This is a genomic window from Pseudomonas sp. 43mfcvi1.1 (genome assembly GCF_900115935.1).
GTDB lineage: Bacteria > Pseudomonadota > Gammaproteobacteria > Pseudomonadales > Pseudomonadaceae > Aquipseudomonas > Aquipseudomonas bijieensis.
In genome coordinates this window covers 120,396-145,501 of sequence record NZ_UETT01000012.1, presented here as the reverse complement: position 1 = coordinate 145,501, position 25,106 = coordinate 120,396, and the positions used below count along the sequence as shown (strand labels likewise).

At 61.2% G+C, this 25,106-nt stretch carries 24 protein-coding genes; 17 read left to right on the top strand and 7 right to left on the bottom strand.

Features of this window, described 5'->3' with window-relative positions:
* Window positions 1-3 precede the first annotated feature (3 nt).
* The 5 genes from DTP52_RS22155 (at window position 4) to DTP52_RS22135 (ending at window position 4,122) form a co-directional block, all read left to right on the top strand.
* A complete protein-coding gene (locus tag DTP52_RS22155; protein ID WP_109755251.1) occupies window positions 4-765 on the top strand; it encodes an SDR family NAD(P)-dependent oxidoreductase in 762 nt (253 codons plus the stop codon).
* 136 nt (window positions 766-901) lie between these two features.
* Window positions 902-1,651, top strand: a complete 750-nt coding sequence (locus tag DTP52_RS22150; RefSeq protein WP_109755250.1) for an SDR family NAD(P)-dependent oxidoreductase — start codon at window positions 902-904, stop codon at window positions 1,649-1,651.
* A 13-nt stretch (window positions 1,652-1,664) separates the two neighbouring features.
* Window positions 1,665-1,964 carry a hypothetical protein gene (locus DTP52_RS22145; protein ID WP_109755249.1) on the top strand — a complete coding sequence of 100 codons (300 nt, stop codon included), beginning with the start codon at window positions 1,665-1,667 and terminating at the stop codon, window positions 1,962-1,964.
* Window positions 1,961-2,935: a GTP-binding protein gene (locus DTP52_RS22140; protein WP_109755248.1), complete on the top strand. Its 975-nt coding sequence runs from the start codon at window positions 1,961-1,963 to the stop codon at window positions 2,933-2,935. Before DTP52_RS22145 ends, DTP52_RS22140 begins: the two co-directional genes overlap by 4 nt.
* Window positions 2,932-4,122, top strand: a complete 1,191-nt coding sequence (locus DTP52_RS22135; protein WP_109755247.1) for a PotD/PotF family extracellular solute-binding protein — start codon at window positions 2,932-2,934, stop codon at window positions 4,120-4,122. The genes DTP52_RS22140 and DTP52_RS22135 overlap by 4 nt, the downstream gene beginning before the upstream one ends.
* 114 nt (window positions 4,123-4,236) lie before the next feature.
* Here the strand turns inward: DTP52_RS22135 and DTP52_RS22130 are convergent, their stop codons facing one another.
* From DTP52_RS22130 to DTP52_RS22120, 3 genes are all read right to left on the bottom strand, one after another.
* Window positions 4,237-4,806 (bottom strand): DJ-1/PfpI family protein, encoded by a 570-nt coding sequence (locus DTP52_RS22130; RefSeq protein ID WP_109755246.1) that lies wholly within the window; start codon window positions 4,804-4,806, stop codon window positions 4,237-4,239.
* Between the two features lie 98 nt (window positions 4,807-4,904).
* Window positions 4,905-6,758: an ABC transporter ATP-binding protein gene (locus DTP52_RS22125; protein WP_109755245.1), complete on the bottom strand. Its 1,854-nt coding sequence runs from the start codon at window positions 6,756-6,758 to the stop codon at window positions 4,905-4,907.
* Window positions 6,759-6,958: 200 nt separating this feature from the next.
* The gene (locus DTP52_RS22120) at window positions 6,959-7,615 is read right to left on the bottom strand and encodes a hydrolase (protein WP_109755244.1); all 657 of its coding nucleotides are present in this window, start codon (window positions 7,613-7,615) and stop codon (window positions 6,959-6,961) included.
* A 228-nt stretch (window positions 7,616-7,843) separates the two neighbouring features.
* Here DTP52_RS22120 and DTP52_RS22115 point away from each other — a divergent pair, with 228 nt between their 5' ends.
* Window positions 7,844-8,740, top strand: a complete 897-nt coding sequence (locus DTP52_RS22115) for a LysR family transcriptional regulator (RefSeq protein WP_109755243.1) — start codon at window positions 7,844-7,846, stop codon at window positions 8,738-8,740.
* A 90-nt stretch (window positions 8,741-8,830) separates the two neighbouring features.
* On the opposite strand, the gene DTP52_RS22110 is transcribed toward DTP52_RS22115, so the two are convergent.
* Together DTP52_RS22110 and DTP52_RS22105 are read right to left on the bottom strand one after the other, a co-directional pair.
* Window positions 8,831-9,361: a DUF2867 domain-containing protein gene (locus DTP52_RS22110; protein WP_109755242.1), complete on the bottom strand. Its 531-nt coding sequence runs from the start codon at window positions 9,359-9,361 to the stop codon at window positions 8,831-8,833.
* Between the two features lie 117 nt (window positions 9,362-9,478).
* On the bottom strand, window positions 9,479-10,144 hold the full coding sequence (locus DTP52_RS22105; RefSeq protein WP_256594274.1) for a DJ-1/PfpI family protein: 666 nt from the start codon (window positions 10,142-10,144) through the stop codon (window positions 9,479-9,481).
* Between the two features lie 81 nt (window positions 10,145-10,225).
* Between DTP52_RS22105 and DTP52_RS22100 the strand changes: the two genes are divergently transcribed.
* Entirely contained in the window at window positions 10,226-10,786 is a 561-nt protein-coding gene (locus DTP52_RS22100) for a TetR/AcrR family transcriptional regulator (protein ID WP_109755241.1), read from the top strand.
* An 80-nt stretch (window positions 10,787-10,866) separates the two neighbouring features.
* Here DTP52_RS22100 and DTP52_RS22095 read toward each other — a convergent pair whose 3' ends face one another.
* On the bottom strand, window positions 10,867-11,817 hold the full coding sequence (locus tag DTP52_RS22095) for a GlxA family transcriptional regulator (RefSeq protein WP_109755240.1): 951 nt from the start codon (window positions 11,815-11,817) through the stop codon (window positions 10,867-10,869).
* Window positions 11,818-11,927: 110 nt separating this feature from the next.
* Between DTP52_RS22095 and DTP52_RS22090 the strand changes: the two genes are divergently transcribed.
* Together DTP52_RS22090 and DTP52_RS22085 are read left to right on the top strand one after the other, a co-directional pair.
* Window positions 11,928-12,728 carry an SDR family oxidoreductase gene (locus DTP52_RS22090; protein WP_109755239.1) on the top strand — a complete coding sequence of 267 codons (801 nt, stop codon included), beginning with the start codon at window positions 11,928-11,930 and terminating at the stop codon, window positions 12,726-12,728.
* Window positions 12,729-12,753: 25 nt separating this feature from the next.
* Window positions 12,754-13,518, top strand: coding sequence for an SDR family oxidoreductase (locus DTP52_RS22085; protein WP_109755238.1), 765 nt, complete (start codon window positions 12,754-12,756; stop codon window positions 13,516-13,518).
* A gap of 244 nt (window positions 13,519-13,762) precedes the next feature.
* Here the strand turns inward: DTP52_RS22085 and DTP52_RS22080 are convergent, their stop codons facing one another.
* Window positions 13,763-14,641 carry a LysR family transcriptional regulator gene (locus DTP52_RS22080; protein WP_109755237.1) on the bottom strand — a complete coding sequence of 293 codons (879 nt, stop codon included), beginning with the start codon at window positions 14,639-14,641 and terminating at the stop codon, window positions 13,763-13,765.
* A gap of 131 nt (window positions 14,642-14,772) precedes the next feature.
* Here DTP52_RS22080 and DTP52_RS22075 point away from each other — a divergent pair, with 131 nt between their 5' ends.
* The 8 genes from DTP52_RS22075 to DTP52_RS22040 all read left to right on the top strand — a co-directional run bounded on the left by DTP52_RS22075 (window position 14,773) and on the right by DTP52_RS22040 (window position 25,100).
* Complete coding sequence (locus tag DTP52_RS22075) at window positions 14,773-15,639, top strand: hydrolase (RefSeq protein WP_109755236.1); 867 nt, start codon at window positions 14,773-14,775, stop codon at window positions 15,637-15,639.
* Window positions 15,640-15,765: 126 nt separating this feature from the next.
* Window positions 15,766-17,334, top strand: a complete 1,569-nt coding sequence (locus DTP52_RS22070; protein ID WP_109755235.1) for an ABC transporter substrate-binding protein — start codon at window positions 15,766-15,768, stop codon at window positions 17,332-17,334.
* Between the two features lie 11 nt (window positions 17,335-17,345).
* On the top strand, window positions 17,346-18,287 hold the full coding sequence (locus tag DTP52_RS22065; RefSeq protein WP_109755234.1) for an ABC transporter permease: 942 nt from the start codon (window positions 17,346-17,348) through the stop codon (window positions 18,285-18,287).
* Complete coding sequence (locus DTP52_RS22060) at window positions 18,284-19,153, top strand: ABC transporter permease (RefSeq protein WP_109755233.1); 870 nt, start codon at window positions 18,284-18,286, stop codon at window positions 19,151-19,153. The genes DTP52_RS22065 and DTP52_RS22060 overlap by 4 nt, the downstream gene beginning before the upstream one ends.
* Window positions 19,154-19,155: 2 nt before the next feature.
* The gene (locus tag DTP52_RS22055; RefSeq protein WP_109755232.1) at window positions 19,156-20,787 is read left to right on the top strand and encodes an ABC transporter ATP-binding protein; all 1,632 of its coding nucleotides are present in this window, start codon (window positions 19,156-19,158) and stop codon (window positions 20,785-20,787) included.
* Window positions 20,788-20,915: 128 nt separating this feature from the next.
* Entirely contained in the window at window positions 20,916-22,196 is a 1,281-nt protein-coding gene (locus DTP52_RS22050) for an OprD family porin (protein ID WP_109755231.1), read from the top strand.
* A gap of 67 nt (window positions 22,197-22,263) precedes the next feature.
* A complete protein-coding gene (locus DTP52_RS22045; RefSeq protein WP_109755230.1) occupies window positions 22,264-23,778 on the top strand; it encodes a serine hydrolase in 1,515 nt (504 codons plus the stop codon).
* Entirely contained in the window at window positions 23,775-25,100 is a 1,326-nt protein-coding gene (locus DTP52_RS22040; RefSeq protein ID WP_109755229.1) for an aminotransferase class III-fold pyridoxal phosphate-dependent enzyme, read from the top strand. Before DTP52_RS22045 ends, DTP52_RS22040 begins: the two co-directional genes overlap by 4 nt.
* Window positions 25,101-25,106 lie beyond the last annotated feature (6 nt).

The following is a 25,106-nucleotide window of genomic DNA, read 5'->3' as shown; positions in this document are numbered from 1 at the left end:
TAGATGAGCCGTAAAGTTGCCTTGATTACCGGTGCCGCCAGCGGCATCGGCCAAGCCCTCGCTGTGGTCTATGCGCGCAATGGTGTGGCGGTCGTCGGCGGGTATTACCCGGCCGATCCCCATGACCCGCAGACCACGGTGACCTTGGTGGAAGAAGCCGGTGGAGAGTGCCTGATGTTGCCGCTGGACGTGGGCGATACCGCCTCGGTGGATGCACTGGCCGAACACGCCGTGCAGCGCTTCGGCCGCCTGGATTACGCCGTGGCGAACGCTGGTTTGCTGCGCCGTGCACCGTTGCTGGAAATGAGCGATGCGCTGTGGGACGAGATGCTCAACGTCGACCTGACGGGAGTGATGCGCACCTTTCGCGCGGCGACTCGGCATATGGGCGAGGGCGGTGCGTTGGTGGCGATTTCGTCGATTGCCGGCGGCGTGTATGGCTGGCAAGAACACAGCCATTACGCAGCGGCCAAGGCCGGCGTGCCGGGCTTGTGTCGTTCGCTGGCGGTGGAGTTGGCAGCAAAGGGCATTCGTTGCAATGCGGTGATCCCAGGGTTGATCGAGACGCCACAGTCACTGGATGCGAAGAACTCTCTCGGGCCGGAAGGCCTGGCGAAGGCTGCGAGGGCGATCCCGTTGGGGCGGGTAGGGCGGCCAGATGAAGTGGCTTCATTGGTGCAGTTCCTGACCAGTGATGCGTCGAGTTACCTGACCGGGCAGAGCATCGTCATCGACGGTGGCCTGACCGTACGCTGGCCCGACTGACTGTACTCAATTCAAATGTGGGAGCGGGCTTGCTCGCGAATGCGGTGTTTCAGATAAATCAGGTGTGACTGACAGACCGCATTCGCGAGCAAGCCCGCTCCCACCTGGGACCTGTGTTTGCTTCAGGAGATTCTACATGCCTCAACTTACCAACCGCCGCGCCGTCATCACCGGCGCCGGCAGCGGTATCGGCGCTGCCATTGCCCGTGCCTATGCGGCTGAAGGCGCGCGCCTGGTGCTGGCCGACCGCAATGCCGTCAGCCTCACCGAAACCGCGATCACCTGCCGCAACCTCGGCGCCGAAGTGGTGGAGTGCCTCGCCGATGTAGGCACCGTCGAAGGCGCCCAGGCCGGTGTCGACCGTTGCGTCGAGCACTTCGGCGGCATCGACGTTTTGGTCAATAACGCTGGCATGCTCACCCAGGCACGTTGCGTCGACCTCACGATCGAGATGTGGAACGACATGCTGCGCGTCGACCTTACCAGCGTATTCGTCGCCAGCCAGCGCGCCTTGCCGCATATGCTCGCCCAGCGTTGGGGGCGGATCATCAACGTGGCCTCGCAACTGGGCATCAAGGGCGGCGCCGAGCTTACCCATTACGCCGCGGCCAAGGCCGGGGTCATCGGTTTCACCAAGTCCTTGGCGCTGGAAGTCGCCAAGGACAACGTACTGGTCAATGCCATCGCTCCGGGGCCGATTGAAACGCCATTGGTCGCCGGGATCAGCGCCGACTGGAAACGCGCCAAGGCCGCCGAGTTACCCCTCGGCCGGTTCGGCCTGGCGGATGAAGTGGCGCCTACCGCCGTGCTGCTGGCCAGCGAGCCGGGTGGCAACCTGTTCGTTGGCCAGACCCTCGGCCCGAATTCCGGCGATGTCATGCCATGAGTGAGGTGTAGCCATGTGTGGACTCTGCGGTTTGCTCGGCGAGGATCTGCACTGGAGCGATCCCCTGGGCGATGAGCTGCCCAGGCGCCGCGAACGCCTGCGCCGCATCGCTGCGATCAATCAGGTACTGGCGGTGTTCCGGCTCAAGGTCGAAGACTTTCAGGGCGCCTCTTACCTGCTGCTCGGCGCGACCGGTAAGCAAGCGCTGGCGAGTGGCCTGGATCAGCTCTGGCGAGCGGCCGAAATCATGCTCGGCCGCCCGTTGGATCCCTTGGACCCGCATCTGTTGGATCACTTGGAGTCAGCCGTATGAGCATCGCTCTCAATGTCATCACCGGCTTTCTCGGCAGCGGCAAAACCACCTTGCTCAAGCGCCTGCTGCAAGGCGAAAGCCTCGGCGATACGGCTTTGCTGATCAACGAGTTCGGCGATGTCGGCATCGACCATCTGCTGGTGGAAGAAGTCGCCCCGGATACCGTGCTGCTGCCCAGCGGCTGTGTCTGTTGCTCGATTCGTGGCGAACTCAAGGACGCATTGCTCGACCTGTTGCAACGCCGTGAGCGCGGCGAAATCCCGGCGTTCAAACGGGTGATCCTGGAGACCACCGGCCTGGCCGACCCGGCTCCGATCCTCGCCACCTTGAACAACGACGCGCAACTGCGCGGGCGTTTCCATATCGGCCTGGTGATTACCCTGGTGGATGCCAGCCACGCCACTCTGCAAGAACGCCTGCATCCGGAATGGCTGGCCCAGGTCGCCGCCGCGGACCGCTTGCTGTTGAGCAAGACCGACCTGGTGGAGGACTGCGCCCCACTGCACGCGCACCTGCAAGCGCTCAATGCCGGTACGCCGGTCCTCAATACCTGTGACGTCCATAGCGGCGATCAACTGTTGCTGGGTGAAGGTTTGCGCAGCGCCGAACCGACAGTGGAAGTCAGTCGCTGGCAACTGCATCGCAGTACCAGCGCCACCCACGGCGCCGCGCAAGTGTGCAGCCTGACTTTCGACCAGCCGTTGGATTGGGTCGGCTTCGGGGTTTGGTTGTCGATGCTGTTAAGATGCCACGGCGAACGAATTCTACGTGTCAAAGGACTGCTCAACGTGAACAGCAGTAACGCCCCGATCGTCATTCATGGTGTGCAGCATTGCCTGCATGCCCCCGTGCACTTGCCTGCCTGGCCGGGCACGGATCGGCAATCGCGCCTGGTGTTCATCCTGCGTGGTCTCGACCCCGCGCTGCTGCGGCGCTCCTTTGCCGTGTTCTCTCAGCGGTTCGCCGCATGATCACACTCCGCGTCCTCGGCACTTCAGTGACCTTGCTCGAATGCCTGCGTGTTCGTGCCGAACAGGAATTGGGCATTCACTTGGTGTACCAGGTGCACGATGTCGAGCAGGCCCAGCGCATCGCGGTGATGCAGCCCGACAGCTATGACCTGTACGATCAATGGTTCCATAACGTCGACTTCGTATGGCCGGCCCGGGCGATCCAGCCCATCGACACGCGGCGCATTGCGTTGTGGCATGAGATCAACGACCTGCCCAAGCGCGGTCGCCTGTCCGCGAATGATCGGTTGGGCAGTGGCAGCGTGCCTAGCGAGCGTTTGTTCGTGCAGCACGATGGCAGCCTCGGCAGCACGGTCACCGAGCGCATCAGCATGCTACCCCTGACCCATAACGCCGACAGTTTCGCCTACCGCCCCGAGCGCTTGCCCGAGGGTTTTCGCCCCGACAACGAAAGCTGGGGCTGGCTGCTGGACCCGGCCTGGCGCGCGCGCACCGCACTGCAGAGCGACGCTGCCATCGGCGCCCTGGATGCCGCGCTGGCGGTGCAGGGCGCGGGACTGGCGCGCTTCAAGGACATCGGCAATATGAGCATCGAAGAGATCGATGTGCTGGCCGATATCCTGGTGCGCAAACAGAAGGAAGGTCACTTCGCGGCGTTCTGGTCCGATGACGAGGAGGCCGCGCAATTGATGCTCAGCCCGAACATCGATATCCAGAGCCTGTGGTCGCCGACGTTGATGCGCCTGCATCGCGCCGGGGTGAAATACCGTCTGGCGGTGCCTCGCGAGGGTTACCGCGCCTGGTTCGGCGGTTTGTCATTGTCGCGCCACGCCCAGGGCCCGGTATTGGACGCGGCCTATGCATACCTCAACTGGTGGTTGTCCGGCTGGCCCGGCGCGGTGATGGCGCGCCAGGGTTACTACATCGGCAACCCGGCGCGCAGCCGCGACCATCTGAGCAGTGCCGAGTGGGATTACTGGTACGCCGGTCAACCGGCGCGGGAGGAGTTACTGGGCAGTGATGGTTTGCCGCTGATTGACATTGGTGACGTGCGCGATGGTGGTTCCTATGAGCAGCGCATGGGCCATATCGCCGTGTGGAACTCGGTGATGGATGAGCACAATTATCTGGTGCGGCGCTGGGGCGATATTTTACGGGCGGGGTTGAAAAACTTTCCCAGACGGTGAGTTTCCAACCTGCACGGTCAAGGAAGAGCCGGAGAAATCAAGCGTTTCCTGTCGGTCGTGGCCGTCAGAAATCTGCCATGAACGGCCACTCAAAACCCTCTCAGGACGAAGCAGTCACCCATGTTCCGCTGCCAACATTGACCTGAATTGAGAAGTGACTTCTGCAGATAACCCGGCGCTTTCGAACACTGCGCAGGTGAAGCTAACGGGTGCGGGGCCTGGAGCCGTTATGATGCGGTCTGCGACCACGGCTACCGGGCTGCTTCGATAAAGCGCCTGCCCTGCATAACCTGCGGCATTGTGTTGCAAGAACTCTGCGCTGTTCGAGGTATGAGCAACCGTGTCGAGCAAGCCGGCCCTCGCAAGCGCCAGCGTTCCCCCGCAGATACCGGCAATCGTCGCGCCGTTTGAGCGACTGGCATGAAGAAAGTCTCGAATATCGGGCGCTTCTGCACGTTCCCAGCCCATTCCTCCAATGACGACGACAACGTCCGGCTTCCAGCCCAGGCATTGTTGCAAACTGCTATCGACCGTTACGGCCAATCCACCCTGCGAGCGGAATTGCCCTGTGGCAGAAGTGAAAAACCTGGTGTCGATCCCGTAAAAAGGAGAGGCAGTCCCTGCGATGAAAGCATATTCCCAGTCCGCAAAACCGGGTGTCAGTATCAAACCCACACGTGCCATCAGTCAGAATCCTCCATGAATGCCAATAACATAGGGCGACGAAAAACGGACATCAAGGGCTGCTTCGGGCGGTCAATGATCGCCCAAACCGCCCATGCCTATTCCACTGCCTCAACCACCCCTTGATCCTCGCCCAGAAATCCGCCGCTCTGGTGATGCCACAACCGCGCATAGGTACCGTTTTTCCCGAGCAGTTCCGTGTGGGTGCCTTGTTCTATGATGCGCCCGTCATCCATGACGATGAGCCTGTCCATGGCCGCAATCGTGGACAGGCGATGGGCGATGGCAATCACGGTCTTGCCCTGCATCATGTCATCGAGGCTTTCCTGGATGGCCACTTCGACTTCCGAGTCCAGCGCGCTAGTGGCCTCGTCCAGCAGCAGGATCGGGGCGTTTTTGAGCATCACCCGGGCAATTGCGACGCGTTGACGCTGGCCGCCCGAAAGCTTGATACCACGCTCGCCGACCAGGGTGTCGTAGCCGCAATGGCCATGCTTATCGCTCAGTTGGCTGATGAAGCCATCGGCCTGGGCGTTGATGGCGGCGCTACGGATCTGCTCGTCGGTTGCATCGGGGCGACCATAGGCGATGTTGTCGCGAATGGAGCGGTGCAGCAGGGACGTATCCTGAGTGACCATGCCGATGGCGCTGCGCAGACTGTCTTGCGTGACGTGCGCGATGTTTTGCCCGTCGATGCGAATCTCTCCGCTGTCCACATCGTAGAAGCGCAACAGCAGGTTGATGAGCGTGGATTTTCCGGCGCCGGAGCGACCCACCAAGCCAATTTTTTCCCCCGCGCGGATGCTCAGGCTCAGCCCATCGAGCACCTGGCGTTCGCCGTTGTAGTTGAAGCTCACGTTGTCGAAGGTCACCGCTCCGCCAGTGGTCACCAGCACTTTCGCATCCGGCGCGTCCTGCACCTTGGGGCCGCGGGTCAAAGTGGCCATGCCATCCTGCACGGTGCCGATGTTCTCGAACAGCGAGGTCATTTGCCACATGATCCAGTGCGACATGCCATTGATGCGCAACGCCATCGCGGTAATCGCCGCCACGGCACCCGCGCCGACTTCGCCCTGGTGCCACAGCCATAGGGCATAGCCGCCCGCACCCATGATCAACGCGACCACCAGTGCCTGGTTGACGATTTCGAATTGGCTGACCAGGCGCATCTGGCGCAAGCCGGTCTGCTTGAAATCCTCCATTGCCGCGCGGGCGAAGTGGGCTTCGCGTTTTGAGTGCGAGAACAGCTTCACTGTGGTGATGTTGGTATAGGCATCGGAGATGCGACCGGTCATCGATGACCGCGCATTGGCCTGTTCCTGCCCGACTTGTCCCAGGCGGGGCACGAAGTAGCGCATGGCCAGGCCGAACAACGCGACCCAGGCAATGAAAGGTAGCATCAGCTTCAGGTCGAAGCCGCCAGCCAGGGCGATGATCGCGATGAAGTAAACGCCGATCCCCGGTGCGATCTCGATGAGGGTGAACAGCACCTCGCGCACCGACAGCGCCGTCTGCATCACCTTGGTGGTGACGCGGCCGGAGAACTCATCGGAGAAGAACGAAAGGCTTTGTCGCAGCATCAACCGATGGAAATCCCAGCGCAGCCGCAACGGTAGGTTGATCGCCAATATCTGGTGCTGCACCATCGTGCGCAACGCGACCAGCCCGATACTGGTCAGCAATACGATGCCGATGCCCCACAGCACGCGACTTTCCTGTATCGCCGCATCGCCGCCGGCCTGCCAGGTCGACAGCAGGTCCACGACCTGCCCGAGGAAAGAAAACAGCCAGGCTTCGTAAATCGACACACCGGCACTCAGTAGCGCAAGCGCGAGAATATAACCGCGGGCGCCGCGCGTGCAGGCCCAGAGAAATCGCGACAAGCCTTCAGGCGGTGGCGGTACTTCGTCGGGCGGGAAGGGGTCGAGCCATTTTTCAAACGTGCGAAGCATGGTGGTCTCCAAGACGATCCAGTGAGGAGATTCTGGCACGCATGGGCTGCTTTGAGGGTTTTGTGAGGGGACAGGGTTAATCGCCCAGGACTTTTTCCGTGATGATGGTGCGCTCGGCGCCGTTAAAATCGTTGCTGATTTCAGGACGCTCAGGCAGTGAAGGTGGCGCCTGCATTAGCGGGCCCCACCTACTTCACGCATCAACTGTCAGAGACGTCCCCAGTCTTTTCCTGACCGGCCTTTTCGGCATTAAAACCGTCGGCACTTTCGAATACGCCCATGAAACCGGGGATAGTCGACTCACGCGACCAGTCGCGCTGGAGCTCGCAGTACATCTGCACACGGCTGATGAGTTTCGCGCCCGCTTGCTCGATTCGGCGAAGGGCTGCCTCATGTGCGGCGGGTGACGTGCCTCCGACCGCATCGACCGGCACATACACTTCATAGCCTTCCTGGATCGCGTCCAGTACAGGGAACGTCAGGCAGGCCTCGGTCCAGAGCGCGGTCATGATGAGCTTCCGACGGCCGATTGCCTTGACCGCCTGTTTGAACTCGGTGTCCTCCCAGCTGTTGATAGAGGTGCGGTCATAAGTCGGTAGATGGCCGAGCACGTCCTGCAGTTCTCGAATCGGCGGCTTGTTACGGCCGGTAGCGACGTTAACGGTCGAATGAATGATAGGCAGGTTGTAGTTGACGGCCGCCTTGGCAACGCTCGTGATGTTGAAGACGAGTTCGTCGCGGGACATCGAGCGAATCGAGGAGACCTGGATCGGCTGATAATCGATGATGATCAGCGCCGAATTTTCAGGCGATAAGAGCTGGTCGGTATGGGGGTTGCGTATAGTCTCGCTTGTCATCTGTAGGTCCTTTTCTCAGTGATGCACGCGTGTCGGAGGGCCAGCGCATGTTCGGATGGACAGGCGCGACCGTGACGACACGTCCACTGATGTTGTTAGTAGATTGGGTTTTCCGGGAAACGTGCGCCAACGGCGACGCTGTCAGGAAGGGGGGATTATGCTGTTCCCATTTTCGACGCAGTAGTAGCATTCCGAGGCTAGCTGTGTCGCTCAAAGGGGAACGCTGATTTGGATATCGAAGAGCTGCAAACTTTCGTAGAAGTCGCTGATGCTGGGGGTGTTTCGCCGGCGGCGCTCAGGCTCGGAGTCTCCAAGTCGATCGTCAGCCGCAGGCTCGCCCGGCTTGAAGCGGAACTTGGCATCCAGTTGCTTGCACGATCCACCCGTGGGGCAGCGCTCACTGAAGCCGGGGCCACATTCCGAGACTATGCAGCCAGGGTCCGCGCCGAGATTGATGCCGCCAGAGAAACGATCCTGCCGGCGGGAGTCCTTCGTGGCCGCTTACGAGTTGCGGCGCCGCTCTCTTTTGGCCCTACGCATTTCGCTCCCATGCTCGCGGAAATGGCACGACGCCACCCCGAGCTTCATATCCAGACCTGTTACAGCGATCGCTTCGTTGATCTCATTGCCGAGGGGTTCGATTGTGCGATACGAGTCGGCTATCTTCCGGACTCTAATTTGATCGCAAGGCGTATCGGCCCGATTTACACGAAGCTCGTTGCGAGCCCGGGCTACATAAAAGCGCATGGGGTACCAGAGTCACCGGAGCAGCTCGCTATCCATGAGGCTCTCCTGCAGGGCACCGAAGCGTGGCAGTTCATGGATGGCGACAAGATCATCGCGGTTCGCCCGCAGGGACGCTTCAAGGCTGACAACGGCATAGCGCTCGTGGCTGCCGCAACAGCAGGACTCGGGCTCGCGTACCTGCCAGATTGCCTGACCTACGAACATGTGACTTCGGGGGCGCTTGTACCGATCATGACTCGGTATCCACCACCCCCGGCAGGTGCATATGTCGTCCGTCCGCCAAGCCAGCATCCCACGCGCAAGATACGAATGCTCACGGACCTGCTGATCGAGTCTTTCGGACAGTCTCCGCACTTTGCGGGGCCTGCCCGGATCTAATCAGGCTTTGACCTGAGAGACGTGGCCAGGCTTGCCAGACAGCCTTTCGATTGAACGGTTAGCCCTCAGGCGCACACAGCGCTCTGAGCCTTAGGGGCAGGTAGCCAGAGGCCAACCGATGCGTGCTGCACGCAGGAGGCTGGCTTTAACAACCAAGCGGTGAAAGGGCGCAATAACGAAGATGTAGGCCCGGCCTAGACGGTTGTGGCAGTGGACCACGGTGGAAAAAACGAGTTGGCGACTGCCTTCTGGCTCTGCCTCTGCAGAACAGAGGATCGATATCCGGAAGTCGAGGTGCTTGTCGTCCTCTCCCAACACGATTTCAGTCTGGTTCGTGCTGTAGACCTTGAAGATTTCAATCCGATTAGCCAGTGTTGCCAAATGTCTGGCTGTCTTGAGACCAAAACAGGCAACGATAGTGTCTCGGACTTTCATGAGCCATCCGATCCAGGCTGGCTGGTGGGAAAGGATGAATCGAGCTAGTAGAACTGGATCGCTGGAAGTGCCCGCAGGGAGCCGAATTGCAAAAGCGTCCGCCAGGTTCAGCGACTTGTAAAGGTGGGTGATGCCGGACCTCGAGGGGACTGGCACAGACATGATGAGCTCAAATTCCCGGGGCATCGGTGATCTCTCCTGAGTTCCAACTACTGATTGGACGACATGCCATGTCGCGTTCCTTTGCGGTGGTTTATCGATGTCCACGCCTTGAGGCCCAGGGCCTCGCTGAGCGAGCATGGATTAACTGGATGTTGTTGAGGTGCCAACTTCTCCTTGTCGGAGACTGAGCCCGATCAAGGCATCATAGAGCGCTTGCTGCCCGGCGGGTAGAACAGGGAGCAACGTCGCACGGCGCTTGTCGACACCGAACCAGGACTCAACCAACCATCCCACCAGATAGAGTGCCGAAAGGCATCCGCCAGCGGTTGCCACGTTACCTTGGCATACAAGCGGCTGGTCCATGGGCTCAAGCCCCAGAGCCTGCAAGCTCGATCGCGCATCCGGGTGTGTGGTTGCCTGGCCGTTGAGCAGCCCAAGCCGTTCGAGAATGAAAGCTCCGGCGCATATGGAGCCGATTCGCTGGCGCCTGGGGTCAAGTTCAAATGACGGCAGGAAATCCGGCGCGGCAAGTGCAGCGGGTATCCCTTCCTTGCCGCTGACGAACAATACCGCGTCGGCACTATTGGCTTCGCAAAGCGGACCGTGCACCGAAACAGGCAGGCCGTGCGCCGATCGCACGATAGCGCTAGAACCCAATATTCGGACGTGCCAGTCCTGCGTGTTGCGGCCTAGAATGTCCCACATCAGGAATAGGTCGATATCGGTGAATTGGTCGAAAGCAACCAGAACGATTTTCTTCAAGGCGAACTCCATGAAAAGTGCTGGCGTGCAAAACGCAACGACCATCTTTGCTGGTGTTTGCAGCGTATCAATCGGTTGCGCACCATACACAGTCTGTATGGCGCCAGATCTGGAGCGAAATAACGGGTGAGAAAACTAACGCGTCACCATTGGATCGCGGCAGGTTTTGAGGCTCTCGACCAAATAGGGCATATCGGTGTTTCGGCCGAGAGTCTCTCGCGCCGATTGAATGTGACCCGCGGATCGTTCTATCACCATTTCCGCAATCGCGAAGACTTTGTCCGCACCTTGCTGGCCGCTTGGGAAGAAGACTACACCGAGCGCATGCTCGCTTATGCGGCGCAGGGGCGTAGCGCGGGCGAAACCTTGCAACGCTACTTGAGTATTGCCGCGGAGAAACAACCAGGGCGGGAAGTTTCCATCCGCGCCTGGTCGTTGCACGATCCGTTGGTAGGCGAGTTTCAGCAGCGTGTTGACACAAGACGACTGGACTTCGCGATACGGACATGCCGCCGTTTGGTCCCTATGCCAGGCCAGGCAGAAGTGATTGGTCAGGTGGCCCATCTGTGTCTGATTGGTGGCCAACAGGCAGGACTGCGGCGTGATGCCGCTCGCTTCAACAGTTTCCTGCATGGAGCCTTTTCACTTTTCGAAGGCGTTCTTGCGCCGTGGCGGCCTAAGTCGTGAGCTGAAATTTCGCCGCAAGGTTGGAAGCTGTCGAGTGAGTGGATGCAACTGAAAGAAGCGTGAAGTCTGGCTTGGACAGATCAAATGTTCACTCCGCGAACATCTCGTCGTATCGCCTGGGGAGGAACGCCAAAGCCGCGAATGAACACTTCGCGCATATGGCGTCGATCACGAAAGCCGGTTTCCTTGGCGACCACGTCCAGTGAATGACGGCTCTGTTCGATCATCACCCGCGCGGCCTCCAGGCGCAGACGCTCGATGGCCTTGGCCGGAGATTGCCCGGTTTCCGTCGTGAACACGCGAGTGAACTGCCGCGGGCTAAGGTGCACGGCCTCGGCCAGATCCTCAACGCTGAGTGGCTTGTGCAGGTTCTGCCGGGCGTAGTTCAGCGCGTTCTGGATACGGTCGGATTTCGGAGCGAGGGTGAGCATCTCCGAGTGCTGCGATTGCCCGCCCGAACGACGCTGGTGCATGACCAGCTTATGCGCCACCGAACGTGCCACTTCCGGGCCCAGGTCCTTCTCCACCATCCCGAGGGCCAGATCCAGGCCGGCAGTCATGCCGGCGGACGTCCAGACGTTGCCATCGATTATGAAGATGCGGTCATCCTCGACGCTGATCTGTGGATACAGACGACGCAGTGCCGCGCCATAAGCCCAGTGAGTAGTCGCGCGACGCCCATCGAGCAGGCCGGCCTGGGCCAGCACGAAGCCTCCAGTGCAGATACCGGCGACGCGGCGCGCCTGCTGCCCGGCCTGGTGTACGAATGCCAGGGCTGCCTCACTCGGCGGCGTTTCCAAGGGCTTGTTGACCCCGACAATCATCCAGGTGTCCGCCAGGCCAGGGGTGTTCAGAGCGCGGGTTTCGATACCCAGGCCCAGGGACGAGCGCACGATACCGCTGGCGACGGAGAAGAACTCTATGGAATAGAAGGGCGCCTCGGCCACGATGTTGGCGTACTCGAAGACGGTCTGGGTGGCCAGCGACAGCACCTGGAAGTCGTCGGAGAGCAGGTAGCCGATTCTGTGCATGGTCGGATCTCATGTTGGTCGTGTCCTGAAACATGACTGTATACGTCATTTAGGTCTTTTCCAATCCTCGCCATGATGTGTCCCAAGCCCACCCCACCTGGAGACACAACATGAGCAACGCATCCAAAGGCACCGCACTGGTCACTGGTGCATCGTCGGGCATCGGCGCCCTTTACGCCGAGCGCCTGGCCCAGCGTGGTTACGATCTGGTTCTGGTCGCCCGTAACCGCGAACGCCTGAATGACCTGGCTCGCCGCATCACCGATGACACCCAGCGCGTGGTCGAGGTGCTGCAGGCCGACCTGGGCGATGCCCAGAGCCTGGCCAGTGTCGAGGCCAAGCTCAAGGAAGACGCGAGCATCACCCTGCTGGTCAACAACGCCGGCATCGGCACCCACACGCCGCTGCTCGACAGCGACGTCGGCCTGATGACGCGGATGATCGGCCTCAACGTGACTGCACTGATGCGTCTGAGCTATGCCGCCGTCACCGGGTTTGTCGAGCGTGGCAACGGCGCCATCATCAACATTTCCTCCATCGTCAGCATCGCCCCAGAGTTGCTCAACGGCGTGTACGGCGGCAGCAAGGCCTTCGTCACCGCCTTCAGCCAATCGCTGCATCACGAGCTGGCCGACAAGGGCGTGCGCATCCAGGCGGTGTTGCCAGGGGCGACCGCCACCGAGTTCTGGGACAACGGCGGCCTGCCGCTGGAGCACCTCGACCCCGCCATTGTGATGCCGGCCAGCGCCCTGGTCGACGCCGCGCTGATCGACTTCGATCGCGGCGAATTGATCTCCATTCCCTCGTTGCATGACGTCAGCCAGTGGCAGGTCTACGAGTCAGCGCGCAAGGCCATGTTCAGCAAGCTTTCCAGCAACCAACCCGCGCCGCGCTACAGCGCCGAGCGTTGATCGACCCCTCATAAGGAGAGACAGCATGAAACTCAACGGCAATACCATCTTCATCACTGGCGGCACTTCGGGTATTGGTCGCGGCCTGGCCGAAGCCTTCCATCAACGTGGCAACAAGGTGATCATCGCCGGCCGCCGCCAGGCCCTGCTGGACGAGATCGCTCGGGCCAATCCCGGTATCGACACCGTGGTGCTGGACATCAACAATCCGCAGCAGATCAAGCAGGTGGCGCAGCAGGTGATCGAGCGTCACCCCGACCTCAACGTGGTGATCAACAACGCCGGCATCATGCCGTTCGATAACGCCGCCTCGGGTGATCTCGACGACGAGCAGGCGGTGGGTCTGCTGGCCACCAACCTGCTCGGCCCGGTGCGCGTCAGCGCGGCCTTCGTCGAGCACCTCAAGCGTCAGCCGGATGCCACCATCATCAACAACAGCTCGGTGCTGGCGTTCATTCCGATTGCCGTCACCGCGCTGTACTCGGCGACCAAGGCGGCCATTCACTCCTACAGCCTGTCGCAGCGCTTCATGTTGCGCGACACCAGCGTCAAGGTGCTGGAAATCGCACCGCCATGGGTCGACACCGATCTGGTCCACAAGAGTGGCGACCCGCGTGCCATGCCGCTGGATGCCTTCATCGCCGAGACCCTGGCCAAGCTGGAGACGGCGACCGACGAGGTGATCGTCGATGGCATCGCCGCGCTGCGCGCCAACGTCGGGCCGAACGAGTACGCCCTGGTGGAGCAGTTCAACCAGTCGATCATCGACAATCCCATCCCCGTTGCCTGAGCCCTGCGCCCGACCTCACTGGGAGGTCGGGCATTTTGATGTTTCTGCTGCTTGCCTTCGTCAGCCTGCGTTTCTCCGAGTGGCGCGTCCGTGTGCAGGTATCCGCGCCCGGGCTGCGCTGATCAGCGGCTGCCTCTTACACTGGTAATCTCGCACGCCATACTCTGCCAAAGAGCGGCCGCCAGGGGCGCAGTTCACGGCCTTTCCCGATGACAGACGTCCATGAGCCGCGCCAAGGGAAGGATTACGTTGCCACCGCCGACATGAGCAACTTGCGAATTTCCCCTGTAATCGCACTTTTGGTGCCTTGTTCCAGTATCCCCACCCGGCGTACCGCCAGGTCGCCCGGCAACGGCAGCACGCGCAGGCTTGGGTCTTTGTGCCAGTCGAAGTTTTTCAGCAACGGCACAATCGCCACTCCGACTTGCTGGCGCACCAGGTCGGCGATTCCGATGATCGAGTTCAGTTCCAGGATCTCCAGCGGTTCGACCGATTCACTCTTGATGATCGACTGCACCTTGCGACCCACTGCCGTGGACCTGTCGTAGCGAATAAACGGCTGGGTTCTCAGCAACTCCACTGCGTCGTCGATGCCGGCGGTCTGGGTGGCATTGGCGAGCATGACGATCGGTTCGTTGTAGAGCAGGGTCCAACTCATGCCATCGAAGTTTTGCCGCGCAGTCTCGATCAGCAGCGCGGCGTCGAGTTTGGTGGCCTGTACCAGGTTGACCACTTCGTCGGAACGGGCAGTCATCAGGTTGACCGATATCCTGGGGTGCAGCTTTTTCAGTTGTACCAGGCAATTGGCAAGCAGGCCCATGCCAGAGGTAATGCCGCCAATCGACACTTCGCCCTCCATGGCTTCACCGTCGGGGGCTTCGGCGATCATTTGCTCGTAGTCCGCCAGCAGACGCTTGGCCTTGGGCAGCAATAACACACCATCGCGGCTCAGCTTGATTTGCCGCTGGCTGCGGTCGAACAGCGGCCGGCGCATTTCCTCTTCGAGTGCGCGCATTTGTTGGCCGACGGCGGCGTTGGTCAGTGCCACGCGGTCGGCAGCGGCGGCAAAGCTGCCGTACTCGGCGACGGCGATAAACGTCTTGAAAAAACGAATGTTGCTCATGGGTCAACTCGCAGCCATGGGTAGAGCTTGATCGTAAAGGTTTTGTTTGTTCTGGATAAAGTTTAATTAGTTTTTCTTTTTATAGCGCCCGGCCAATACTCAAGTCCGAACTGACTCGGCGAACTTTCCAGATGAGCAATCCAGATACCAACCCCATCGACACGGCCTTGCGTGCGGCCAAAAACGTGTATCACCTCGGCGCTACCACGGTGTACTCGCACCACGAGGACAGCCGTTTTGCCTACACCCTCTATGTGCCCGAAACCATTGAAGACAGCTCCCGGCCAGTGGATCTGGTGGTGTCGCTGCACGGCTCGACCCGTGCGATGGAGATTTATCGCAATGGCTTCGCGGAGTTTGGCCGCTGGAACGATTGTGTGATCCTCTCGCCACTGTTCCCGGTCGGCGTGCTGGGTGACAGCAACGGCGATGGCTACAAGCAACTGGTCGAGGGCGATATCCGTTACGACCAAGTATTGCTCGACATGATCGCCAGCGTCGGCAAGCGCTACGGTCGTCGCTTCGATACCTTTGCGCTGTTCGGCTATTCCGGCGGCGGGCAATTCACCCACCGGTTCTGCTACCTGCACCCCGAGAAACTCTGGGCGGCGTCCATCGGTGCGCCGGGCTCGGTGACCTTGCTGGATTTCGAGCAGGACTGGTGGGTCGGTGTGCGGGACTTTGCGACGCGCTTCGGCAAACCGTTGAACCTGCAAGCCTTGCAGCAACTGCCGGTGCACATGGTGGTCGGCGATTCAGACCTCGAAACCTGGGAAATCACCCACCGCGAAGGGGGCAAACACTACATGGCCGGTGCCAACGCTGCCGGACGCACGCGCCCGGAGCGCCTGGCCAGCTTGAAGGCGAGTTTCGAAGCCGCCGGCGTGCAAGTGCACTTCGACCTGTTGCCCAACGTCGCGCACCAGGGCATCAAGGTGATGCCCGCTGCCCAGGACTTTTTCGCCAAGGTGTTGCGCCGCAAGCGCAGCCTTGGCTGATACACCGCTGGTAGATGCACTCAGAACAGGCCGTACAACAATAATCAAGGATTCACTCATTCTGATGCCGGTCCTGCCTTGGCTCCCGCCACTGACCGGAAAATTTCTTCAAGGAGTCTTTCTCCCGTGAATAGTTACGTAAAGACGGCACTGGCCGTCGCGATGTCGGCGTGCACCTTTTCCATGGCCGTCGCGCAAGACAAGGTCATCAGCGTTGGTCTCAATGGTGATATCCGCAGCACCGACCCGGGCGTCAACCGCGACGACAATACCGATGCGGTGATGATGCACATCGTCGAAGGGCTGGTGGCGTATCGCGAAGACACCAGCATCGCGCCGATGCTGGCCAGTGCAGTCGCTGTCTCGCCGGACGGCTTGCGCTACACCTTCAGCCTGCGAGACGGCGTGCACTTCCAGAATGGCCAGCGGTTGACGGCCAAGGATGTGCAATGGACTTGGCAGCGCTACCTGGACCCCAAGACCCAGTGGCGTTGCCTGGCGGAGTTCGACGGGCGTGGCGCAGCCAGGATTGTCGATGTCGCTACCCCTGACCCGAAAACCGTGGTGTTCACGCTGGACCAGGCCAACGGCTTGTTTCTCGCGGCGATGGCTCGCCCGGATTGTGCCGGCAGCGGCATCCTGCACCCGGACTCCCTGGCCGCCGATGGCAGTTGGCGTGCACCGATTGGCACCGGGCCGTTCACCCTGGGCAAATGGCAGAAGGGCCAGTACGTCGAACTGGATCGCTTCAAGGAATACACGCCGCGTGCCGAGGCCGAGGCGGACGGGTACACCGGCAACAAGCAGGCGTTTGTCGACAAGGTGCGTTTCCAAGTGATCCCCGATTCGGCCTCGGCCAAGGCCGCGCTGCTCTCGGGTGGCGTCGACCTGCTGCCGGACGTGACGGCAATGGACGCCGCACAACTCAAGCAGGACAAGAATCTGCAGATCCAGGTCAGCCCGATCATGACCATCAGCGGCTTGCTGTTCCAGACCCGTGACCCGTTGCTCAAGGACGTGCGCATTCGTCGCGCGGTGGCGTTGTCCCTGGATTACGCACAGATGGTGGCGGCCTTGTCCGATGGCTTGTCGGTGGTCAACAACTCGGTCATCCCCACCGCCAGCCCGTATTACGACGACACCGCGCGCCAGGGCTACACCTACAACCTCGACGAGGCCCGGCGCCTGTTGAAAGAGGCCGGTTACGGCGGCGAAAAAATCCGCATGCTGGTCAACAAGCGCTACCCGCAGATGTTCGACATGGGTTTGCTCAGCCAGGCCATGACTCAGGCGGCGGGGCTGAATATCGAGATGGAAACCCTGGAGTGGGGCACGCAGCTGGAGCGCTATCAGACCGGCAGCTACCAGATGATGTCCTTCTCCTATTCGGGGCGTTTCGATGCGGCGCAGAGCTTCGAATCAGTGATCGGCGACAAGCAGAAGGAGCCGCGCAAGGTCTGGGACAACCCCGAAGCCTTGGCGATATTGCGCGAGGCCCAGCGTGAGGTTGACCCCGCCAAGCGCCAGCCGCTGTTCGACAAGCTCCACACCTTGATGCTCAAGGATGTACCGATGGTGGTCATCTACAACGGTACCGCCATCGGCGCGATGGGCAAGCGCGTTGAAGGTTATCGCTCCTGGCCCGTTGCCAAACCGCGCCTGTGGGGCGTGAAGCTGGCCGACACTTCCAAGTAAGGCGTACCGCTATGTTTCGATTCATATTGCACAGGCTCGGCATGGCGGTGCCGACCCTTCTGTTGATCTCGGTGATTGTATTTGCCTTGATTCGCCTGATCCCCGGCGACCCGGCGTTGTTGATGCTGGGCGACATGGCCGACCCCAAAAGCCTTGCCGACATGCGCAGCAGCCTGGGGTTGGACCACTCGGTGGTGACCCAGTACCTGATCTGGATCAAGTCGGTGCTCAGTGGCGACCTGGGGATATCCATCAGCAGCCGCCAGCCGGTATTGGAGTTGCTGATCGAACGATTCAGCGTCAGTGCCACAGTGGTGCTTGTCGCGGTGTTACTGGCGACCCTGCTCGCGGTGCCGGTGGGTTTGCTCGCGGCCTGGAAGCAAAACAGTGTGCTGGACTTGGGCCTGGTGGCTACGGCGACGTTGCTGCTGTCGGTGCCGAGTTTCTGGTTGGGCTTGTTGTTGCTCTATGTGTTTGGCATCCAGCTCGGCTGGTTGCCGGTGATCGGTTACGTCGGCTTTGCCAGCGACCCGATGAAAGCGTTGACCTATGTGGTGCTGCCGATCATCACCCTGACCCTGGTGGAGTTCGGCGCCATTGCGCGGATGGCGCGGGCCAGCACCATCGAAGTGCTGCGCCTGGAGTATATCGCCCATGCCCGGGCCAAGGGGTTGTCGGAGGGGGCGGTGCTGTGGAAACACGCTCTGCGCAATGCGTTTGCGCCCACCTGGACCTTGATTGGCCTGATTCTCGGCAATTTGCTCGGCGGCATTGCGGTACTGGAAACCGTGTTCACCTTGCCCGGTATCGGCCGCTTGATGGTCGATGCGATTTTCTCCCGTGACTACCCGGTGCTGCAGGGTTGCCTGTTGCTGGTCACCTGCATCTACGTGTTGGTCAACCTGTTGGTGGATCTGTTGTATCCGCTGTTCGATCCAAGGGTGAAGCTATGAACCTCAAGACTCCTGCCTTGCCGACAGGGCTGGATACCCAGCCTCGACGTACCTGGCGTTACCCGCCGTTGAATGTGTTGATCGGCGGCGGCTTACTCGCGGCACTGGTATTGCTGGCGTTGCTCGGCGTGGTGTGGACACCTTATGACCCGCTCAAGCTGGACTTGTTGTCGCGCCTGCACGCGCCCAATGCTGCGCACTGGCTGGGCACCGACGAATTCGGCCGTGACGTGTTCAGTCGATTGATCATTGGTGCACGCACCAGCCTGTGGATCAGCCTGCTCTCGGTGAGCGTGGCGGTTATCTGTGGCACGGTAATCGGTATGCTTGCCGGTTACCTGCGCGGTTGGACCGACCGCGTGCTGATGATGTTCAACGATGCTCTGCTGGCGTTTCCGGGCATTCTCATGGCCCTGGGCATCATGGCAATCATTGGCGCAAGCCAGTACGGCATCGTCCTCGCCCTGGGCATTGCCTATACCCCGTCCGTGGTGCGGGTAGTGCGGGGCAGCGTGTTGTCGTTGCGCGAGCTGGAGTTCATCGAGGCCTCTCGGGTGATCGGCAACTCCGAGCTGTACACCATGTTCCGTCATATCACCCCCAACTGCCTGGCTCCGCTGTGTGTGTTGGGCACGAGCATGTTCGGCTGGGCGTTGCTCTCGGAGAGTGCGCTGAGTTTCCTGGGGCTGGGCGTTCCGCCGCCGGCCGCGACCTGGGGCAGCATGCTCTCGGCGAGCCGCACCTACATCTCGACGGCGCCGTGGCTGGGGATCTTCCCGGGCATTTTTATCAGCCTGACGCTGCTGGCTATCAATCTGTTCGGCGATGCCTTGCGTGATCGTCTCGACCCGCGCATGAGGAAATGAGCATGAGCGTTCCAATCCCATTACTGGCCGTCGAAAATCTACAGATTCGCGTCGGTGCAGACGGTCCGTTGGCCGTCGATGATTTCAGCTTCACCATGGCCCCCGGCGAGATCGTCGCGCTGGTCGGCGAATCGGGCAGCGGCAAGACCATGGCCGCACGCGCTGCCATTGGCTTGCTGCCGGCACCGATGCGGGTGTGTGGTGGGCGCATCACCTTCCAGGGCGAACCGCTGGACAGCGGCAACGCCAAGGCGATGCGTAAGGTGCGCGGAGCAAGGATCGGCATGGTGTTCCAGGAACCGATGGTCTCGCTCAACCCCGCGCTGACGATTGGCCGGCAGATGAGCGAGGCGCTCAAACTGCATACCGCGTTGGATGCGGCGACGATCCGCGAGCGCTGCAGTGCCATGCTGCAACGCATCGGTATCAAGGATGCCGAGAAATGCCTGGAGTCCTACCCGCACCAGTTCTCCGGCGGCATGCGCCAACGCATCATGCTGGCTTCGGTGATGTTGCTGCGTCCGGCGCTGCTGATCGCTGACGAGCCAACCACGGCGCTCGATTGCCTGGCACAACTGGACGTGATCGAGTTGATGCTGGAGCTGACGCGCGAGCAAGGCACCGCGATTCTGTTCATCAGCCACGACTTGTCCCTGGTGGCGCGTTATGCCCACAAGGTAGTGGTGATGCGTGCGGGCAAGGCGGTGGAGCAGGGCCGTATCGAAGACATCCTGTTCGCGCCAAAGGCCGACTACACCCGACAGTTGCTTGAAGCGCTGCCACGGCGCGGCGAACTGGCGCCATTGCCGGCCACCGACAACGCGTTGTTGCAGGTCCGGGATGTGTGCATCGAACACCCGGGGCTGCGCAGTTTCTGGGGGCGCAGCGTACCCAAGCGCGTGGTGCATTCGGTGAACCTGAGCATTGCACCGGGCGAGACCTTGGCCTTGGTCGGTGGCAGCGGTTCGGGCAAAACCACTCTTGGGCGTGCAGTGGTCGGGTTGGTCACGCCCTGCGCTGGGGCCATCCTGTTCCAGGGCGTGGATATCCTCAAGGCCGCCAACCGTGCACACCGCCTGCAATGCCAGATGATTTTCCAGGACCCGTATTCATCCCTCGATCCACGCATGACCGTCGACCAGATCATTGCCGAGCCGCTACGCCATGAGCCGGGGCTGACGGCCGCGCAAAAACGTCAGCGGGTCACCGAGACCCTGGTCGACGTCGGCTTGCCCGAGCAGTTCCGTGAGCGCTTTGCCCATCAACTCTCCGGTGGTCAGCGCCAGCGCGTGGCGATTGGCCGGGCGCTGGTCCGGCGGCCCAAGCTGGTGATTGCCGATGAGCCGATTTCGGCGTTGGACATGACCATTCAAAAGCAGATTCTCGAATTGTTCGAGCGCTTGCAACGCCAATACGGGTTCGCCTGCCTGTTCATCTCCCATGACTTGTCGGCAGTGGAGCGCATCGCTCATCGCGTGGCGGTGATGAACCAGGGCGAGGTGGTTGAAATGGGGCCGCGTAACGCCATTTTCGACACCCCACAACATCCCTATACCCGCCGGCTGCTCGCAGCGGCCAGCCCCTTGGAGAAACGTGCGGATGGCAGTTACCGCCTCCGTACCGGTGTGATTTAGGTACTGCTGCACCCCAGGCCATGTTTGAAACCCATCCCTTCGTCAATCGGTGATTGGCGAGGCGGGCGAAGCCATGGCCGAAGAAAACAAAAACAACCCCACTCAACCTGTCTGCCAGGAAGCTACACATGAATAACCGCATCAACAAAGTTGTCAGCAGTGCCAGCGTCATGGGCGTCGGTTTCATGCCCTTGTTTGCCCAGGCCGACTTTGTCGCCGACAGCAAGGCCTCGCTTGAATTGAAGAACTATTACTTCAACCGCGACTACCGCGAGTCCAGTGGACAGAACAAGCGTGCCGAATGGGCGCAGGGGTTCATTCTCAACCTCCAATCGGGCTTTACCGACGGCACGCTGGGTTTTGGCCTGGACGCGGTCGGCATGCTGGGCGTGAAGCTCGATTCGAGCCCGGATAACTCCGGCACCGGGTTGCTGGCGCGCTCAAGCGTGGCCGAACCGGGCTCTCCCAGCTATGCACGCCGTGCCCATGACAACTACTCCAAACTCGGCATCACCGGTAAGGCGCGCATGGCTCAAAGCGAGCTGCGTGTGGGCTATATGGTGCCGGACCTGCCCACCCTGCAACCAAACCTCAGCCGTCTGTTCCCGCAGAGTTTCAGTGGCACGGCGCTCACCTCCAAGGACATCGACAACCTCACCCTGACCGTGGGCCAACTGGACCAGGTCAAGCAACGCGACTCGACCCACTACGAGGACATGGGCCTTACCAGCCAGTACGGCGCCTACAAAAGCAGCGCCAAAAGTGATGAGTTCCGCTACGCCGGCGGCGAGTACAAGCTCACGCCCACCACGGTCGTTACCTATCAGTACGCACAACTGGAAAGCCTCTACCAACAGCACTACCTGGGTTTGAAAAACAGCTTCAAGTGGGGCCCCGGTACGTTCAAGACCGACATCCGTTACTTCAACGCCAGCGAAGACGCTGCGGCCCTGGCCGGCAAGGTGGATAACCGCGCATTGAGTACCCGTATCGGCTACAGCCTCTATGGCCACAACCTCAGCGGCGGGTACCAGGAACAGTACGGCTCGACGCCGTTCACCTACGTGGACGGCACCAACACCTACCTGTTCACCGAGTATCAACTGGCCAACTTCTCCCAGACCGGCGAGCGCGTGTGGCATGCCCGCTATGACTATGACTTCGCCTCGCTGGGCCTGCCGGGCCTGCTGTTCTCGACGCGTTACGCCAGGGGCGACAACGCCAAGGTCATCGGCTTCGAGGGCGAAGGACGCGAGTGGGAGCGCGATTTCAGCTTCGGCTACGTCGTGCAAAGCGGCACGTTCAAGGATGTGTCTGTGCGTTGGCAGAACGCCAGCGCCACCAGCAACTTCACCCGTGACACCAACGAAAACCGAGTGATCCTGGGTTACACCGTGGCGCTCTGGTAGCGGTAACGGCGTGCAACAGGGGCAGCCTGTCGCACGCCAAGGCAGTGGAAATGAGGGGATAGATCAGATGACGAGTTTGCCGTTGCGGCGGGCACTGCCCAGCCAACAACGCGTATCGGCGCGTGGCGTGAGTGATTTCATTGATGCGGTGAACGCTGCGGGCCTGGAGTTGCACAGTTTCATGCTGTACCGCGACGGCGCGGTGGTGGCCGAAGCGTTTTGGGCGCCTTATCGCGCCGAGCGGTTGCATGTTCAGCATTCGGTCACCAAAAGCTGGGTATCCATGGCCGTCGGGCTGTTGGTGGATGACGGCGTGCTGTCGCTGGACGCCAAGGTGGTGGATTTTTTTGCCGCCGATTGCCCGGTAACTATCAGCGCAAACCTGGCAGCCATGACCGTGCGCGATTTGCTGACCATGCGCACCGGCCATCGCCAGGGCATTTCCGGCGGGGCCTGGCGTGGGCGCAGTGAAAGCTGGGTCAAGCTGTTCCTCGATGAACCGGTTGAAGACCCACCCGGGCAGCACTTTATCTACAGCAGCGCCTCGAGTTTCATGCTCTCGGCAATTGTCAGCGTGGTCAGCGGCCAGACGGCCTTTGAGTTGTGCAACGCACGTATCTTCCAACCCATGGCCATGGGGAGCATCAAGTGGGACCTGGCACCTGGTGGCTTCAACACCGGCGGCAATGGCCTGAGTTGCAGCACCGAGGACTTGCTCAAGTTCGGTGTGCTGCACTTGCAACAAGGCAACTGGGAAGGGCAGCAGCTGTTATCCCGGGAATGGGTGGCCGAAGCCACCCGTGGGCACGTCGATGATGTATGGATGGGGGCCTTCGACGGCAAGCGCTACCAGGGTCGCGACTCGAGCGACGCAGGTGTCACGCGCCGCGAAGGCTACGGCTACCAGTGGTGGATGACCCTGCACGGTGGCTACTACGCCTCTGGAGTATTTGGCCAGCAGTGCATCGTCTTGCCACGCCATAACGCGGTGATTGCGTTTACCGCCGGGCTGCCCTTGGGCGAGCGGCGCTTGCACAGCCTGCTCTGGGAACATCTGTTGCCGGCGCTGGGTGTACCCGCCGACGGCGCGGCGGATGCCGAGTTGGCGGCGCTGTTGGCACGCCAGCGGCGGCCGGCTCTCTCGGGGGCGTCGACCTCGCCGCGTCACGCCGAGTTCAACGGCACGTTTGTGGTGGAGGCCAACGAAGATCAAGTCAGCGAAATACGTTTGGTGCTTGGCCCTGACCACTGCGACTTCTACCTCACCGACCCCCGTGGCACCCACTGCATTCGCGCCGGCATTACCAACGGCATCGAAAGTCAGACCAGCATGACCGGCCATTATCTGCATCACCAATACCAGCCGGAACTCACCCCGGTGGTGGCGCAGGCACGCTGGACCGACGACGGGGTATTAAGCATGACCTGGCAGTTTGTCGAGATGGCGTTTTGTGACCGTGTCAGCTGCCGTATTGAGCACGGCAAGTTGTACGTGGACCGCAGCGTCAACGTTAACGCCGGCCCGTTGCAGCGCCCGACGCTGATCGGCCATCCAAGAACAGCTTTGCAGGAGTCGCTATGAACGATATTTCCAACCCGACAGATTCCAAGTGTGGCGCGTTCTGGGCACCGTTTACCCCGATGCGCCAGTTCCAGCAACAACCGATGATGTTCACCAGTGCTGACGGCATGTACTACACCACCACCGATGGGCGTCGCGTACTCGATGCAATGGCGGGACTCTGGTGCGTCAACGCCGGGCATGGCCAGCCGAAAATCGTCGAGGCCATTCGCGAGGCGGCGGGGCGCCTGGACTTTGTCTCGTCATTCAAGATGAGCCACCCCCACGCCCTGGAGATGGCTGAGCGCCTGATCGACATCAGCCCGGCCGGCATGGCGCAGGTGTTCTTTACCAACTCAGGTTCCGAGGCCGTCGACACCGCGTTGAAGATTGCCCGGGCGTATCACCAGGCCCGCGGCGACAGCCGCCGTACCAAGTTTATCGGCCGTGCCAAGGGCTATCACGGCATGGGTTTCGGTGGGCTGTCGGTGTCGGGTATCGGCCGGCAGAAGCGTGACTTCGGTCCGTTGTTGGGCGAAGTGTCACACCTGCCGCTGCCTTACGACGCGGGTATGCGTTTCAGCGCCGGGCAACCGCGGCAGGGCGAAGGTTACGCCGACGCGCTGACACAACTGTTGGACATTCAGGATCCGAGCACTGTGGCCGCGGTGATCGTGGAGCCAGTGACAGGCTCCGGCGGGGTGTACCCGCCGCCCCAGGGTTATCTGCAGCGCTTGCGCGAGATCTGCACCCGGCACGGCGTGCTGCTGATTTTCGACGAAGTGATCACCGGTTTTGGCCGCGTCGGCGCCAGCTTCGCCGCCCAGGCGTTCGGCGTGACGCCAGACTTGATCACCACCGCCAAAGGCCTGACCAACGGCGCCGTGCCCATGGGCGGCGTGCTGGTAAGCGGGGCGGTGTACGAAGCGTTCATGGCCGGGCCGACGAACGTCATCGAGCTGATGCATGGCTACACCTATTCGGCGCATCCGCTGGCGTGTGCGGCCGGGTTGGCGACCATCGAGGTGCATCGCGAACTGGGCATCAACCAACACGTCAATTCGGTCAGCGGGCCCTGGCAGTCGGCCGCACTGGCGCTGCAGGGTGTGGGGCCGGTGCTGGACGTACGCACCATCGGTTTGCTCTGCGCCGTCGAACTCGAGCCGCGCCCCGGTGCCGCCGGCGCGCGTGGCAGTGAAGTTGCGCAGTGGTGCTTTGAGCACGGCGTACTGGTACGCGGTTCGGGCGACACCATCGTGATTTCGCCGCCGTTGGTCATCAGCCAGCACGAGATCGCCCAGGTGTTCGACACCTTGGCTGGTGCCTTGAACCAGGTTGCCTGAAGGGAG

Bases quoted from the DNA above. Each gene is read 5' to 3' on its own strand.
- DTP52_RS22050 (WP_109755231.1), top strand. From the start codon at position 20,916: ATGAATAACCGCATCAACAAAGTTGTCAGCAGTGCCAGCGTCATGGGC.
- DTP52_RS22095 (WP_109755240.1), bottom strand. From the start codon at position 11,817: ATGCACAGAATCGGCTACCTGCTCTCCGACGACTTCCAGGTGCTGTCG.
- DTP52_RS22055 (WP_109755232.1), top strand. From the start codon at position 19,156: ATGAGCGTTCCAATCCCATTACTGGCCGTCGAAAATCTACAGATTCGC.
- DTP52_RS22130 (WP_109755246.1), bottom strand. From the start codon at position 4,806: ATGGCACGTGTGGGTTTGATACTGACACCCGGTTTTGCGGACTGGGAA.
- DTP52_RS22110 (WP_109755242.1), bottom strand. From the start codon at position 9,361: ATGCCCCGGGAATTTGAGCTCATCATGTCTGTGCCAGTCCCCTCGAGG.
- DTP52_RS22120 (WP_109755244.1), bottom strand. From the start codon at position 7,615: ATGACAAGCGAGACTATACGCAACCCCCATACCGACCAGCTCTTATCG.
- DTP52_RS22140 (WP_109755248.1), top strand. From the start codon at position 1,961: ATGAGCATCGCTCTCAATGTCATCACCGGCTTTCTCGGCAGCGGCAAA.
- DTP52_RS22145 (WP_109755249.1), top strand. From the start codon at position 1,665: ATGTGTGGACTCTGCGGTTTGCTCGGCGAGGATCTGCACTGGAGCGAT.
- DTP52_RS22040 (WP_109755229.1), top strand. From the start codon at position 23,775: ATGAACGATATTTCCAACCCGACAGATTCCAAGTGTGGCGCGTTCTGG.
- DTP52_RS22150 (WP_109755250.1), top strand. From the start codon at position 902: ATGCCTCAACTTACCAACCGCCGCGCCGTCATCACCGGCGCCGGCAGC.
- DTP52_RS22075 (WP_109755236.1), top strand. From the start codon at position 14,773: ATGAGCAATCCAGATACCAACCCCATCGACACGGCCTTGCGTGCGGCC.
- DTP52_RS22060 (WP_109755233.1), top strand. From the start codon at position 18,284: ATGAACCTCAAGACTCCTGCCTTGCCGACAGGGCTGGATACCCAGCCT.
- DTP52_RS22085 (WP_109755238.1), top strand. From the start codon at position 12,754: ATGAAACTCAACGGCAATACCATCTTCATCACTGGCGGCACTTCGGGT.
- DTP52_RS22135 (WP_109755247.1), top strand. From the start codon at position 2,932: ATGATCACACTCCGCGTCCTCGGCACTTCAGTGACCTTGCTCGAATGC.
- DTP52_RS22065 (WP_109755234.1), top strand. From the start codon at position 17,346: ATGTTTCGATTCATATTGCACAGGCTCGGCATGGCGGTGCCGACCCTT.
- DTP52_RS22045 (WP_109755230.1), top strand. From the start codon at position 22,264: ATGACGAGTTTGCCGTTGCGGCGGGCACTGCCCAGCCAACAACGCGTA.
- DTP52_RS22080 (WP_109755237.1), bottom strand. From the start codon at position 14,641: ATGAGCAACATTCGTTTTTTCAAGACGTTTATCGCCGTCGCCGAGTAC.
- DTP52_RS22155 (WP_109755251.1), top strand. From the start codon at position 4: ATGAGCCGTAAAGTTGCCTTGATTACCGGTGCCGCCAGCGGCATCGGC.
- DTP52_RS22125 (WP_109755245.1), bottom strand. From the start codon at position 6,758: ATGCTTCGCACGTTTGAAAAATGGCTCGACCCCTTCCCGCCCGACGAA.
- DTP52_RS22090 (WP_109755239.1), top strand. From the start codon at position 11,928: ATGAGCAACGCATCCAAAGGCACCGCACTGGTCACTGGTGCATCGTCG.
- DTP52_RS22105 (WP_256594274.1), bottom strand. From the start codon at position 10,144: ATGGTCGTTGCGTTTTGCACGCCAGCACTTTTCATGGAGTTCGCCTTG.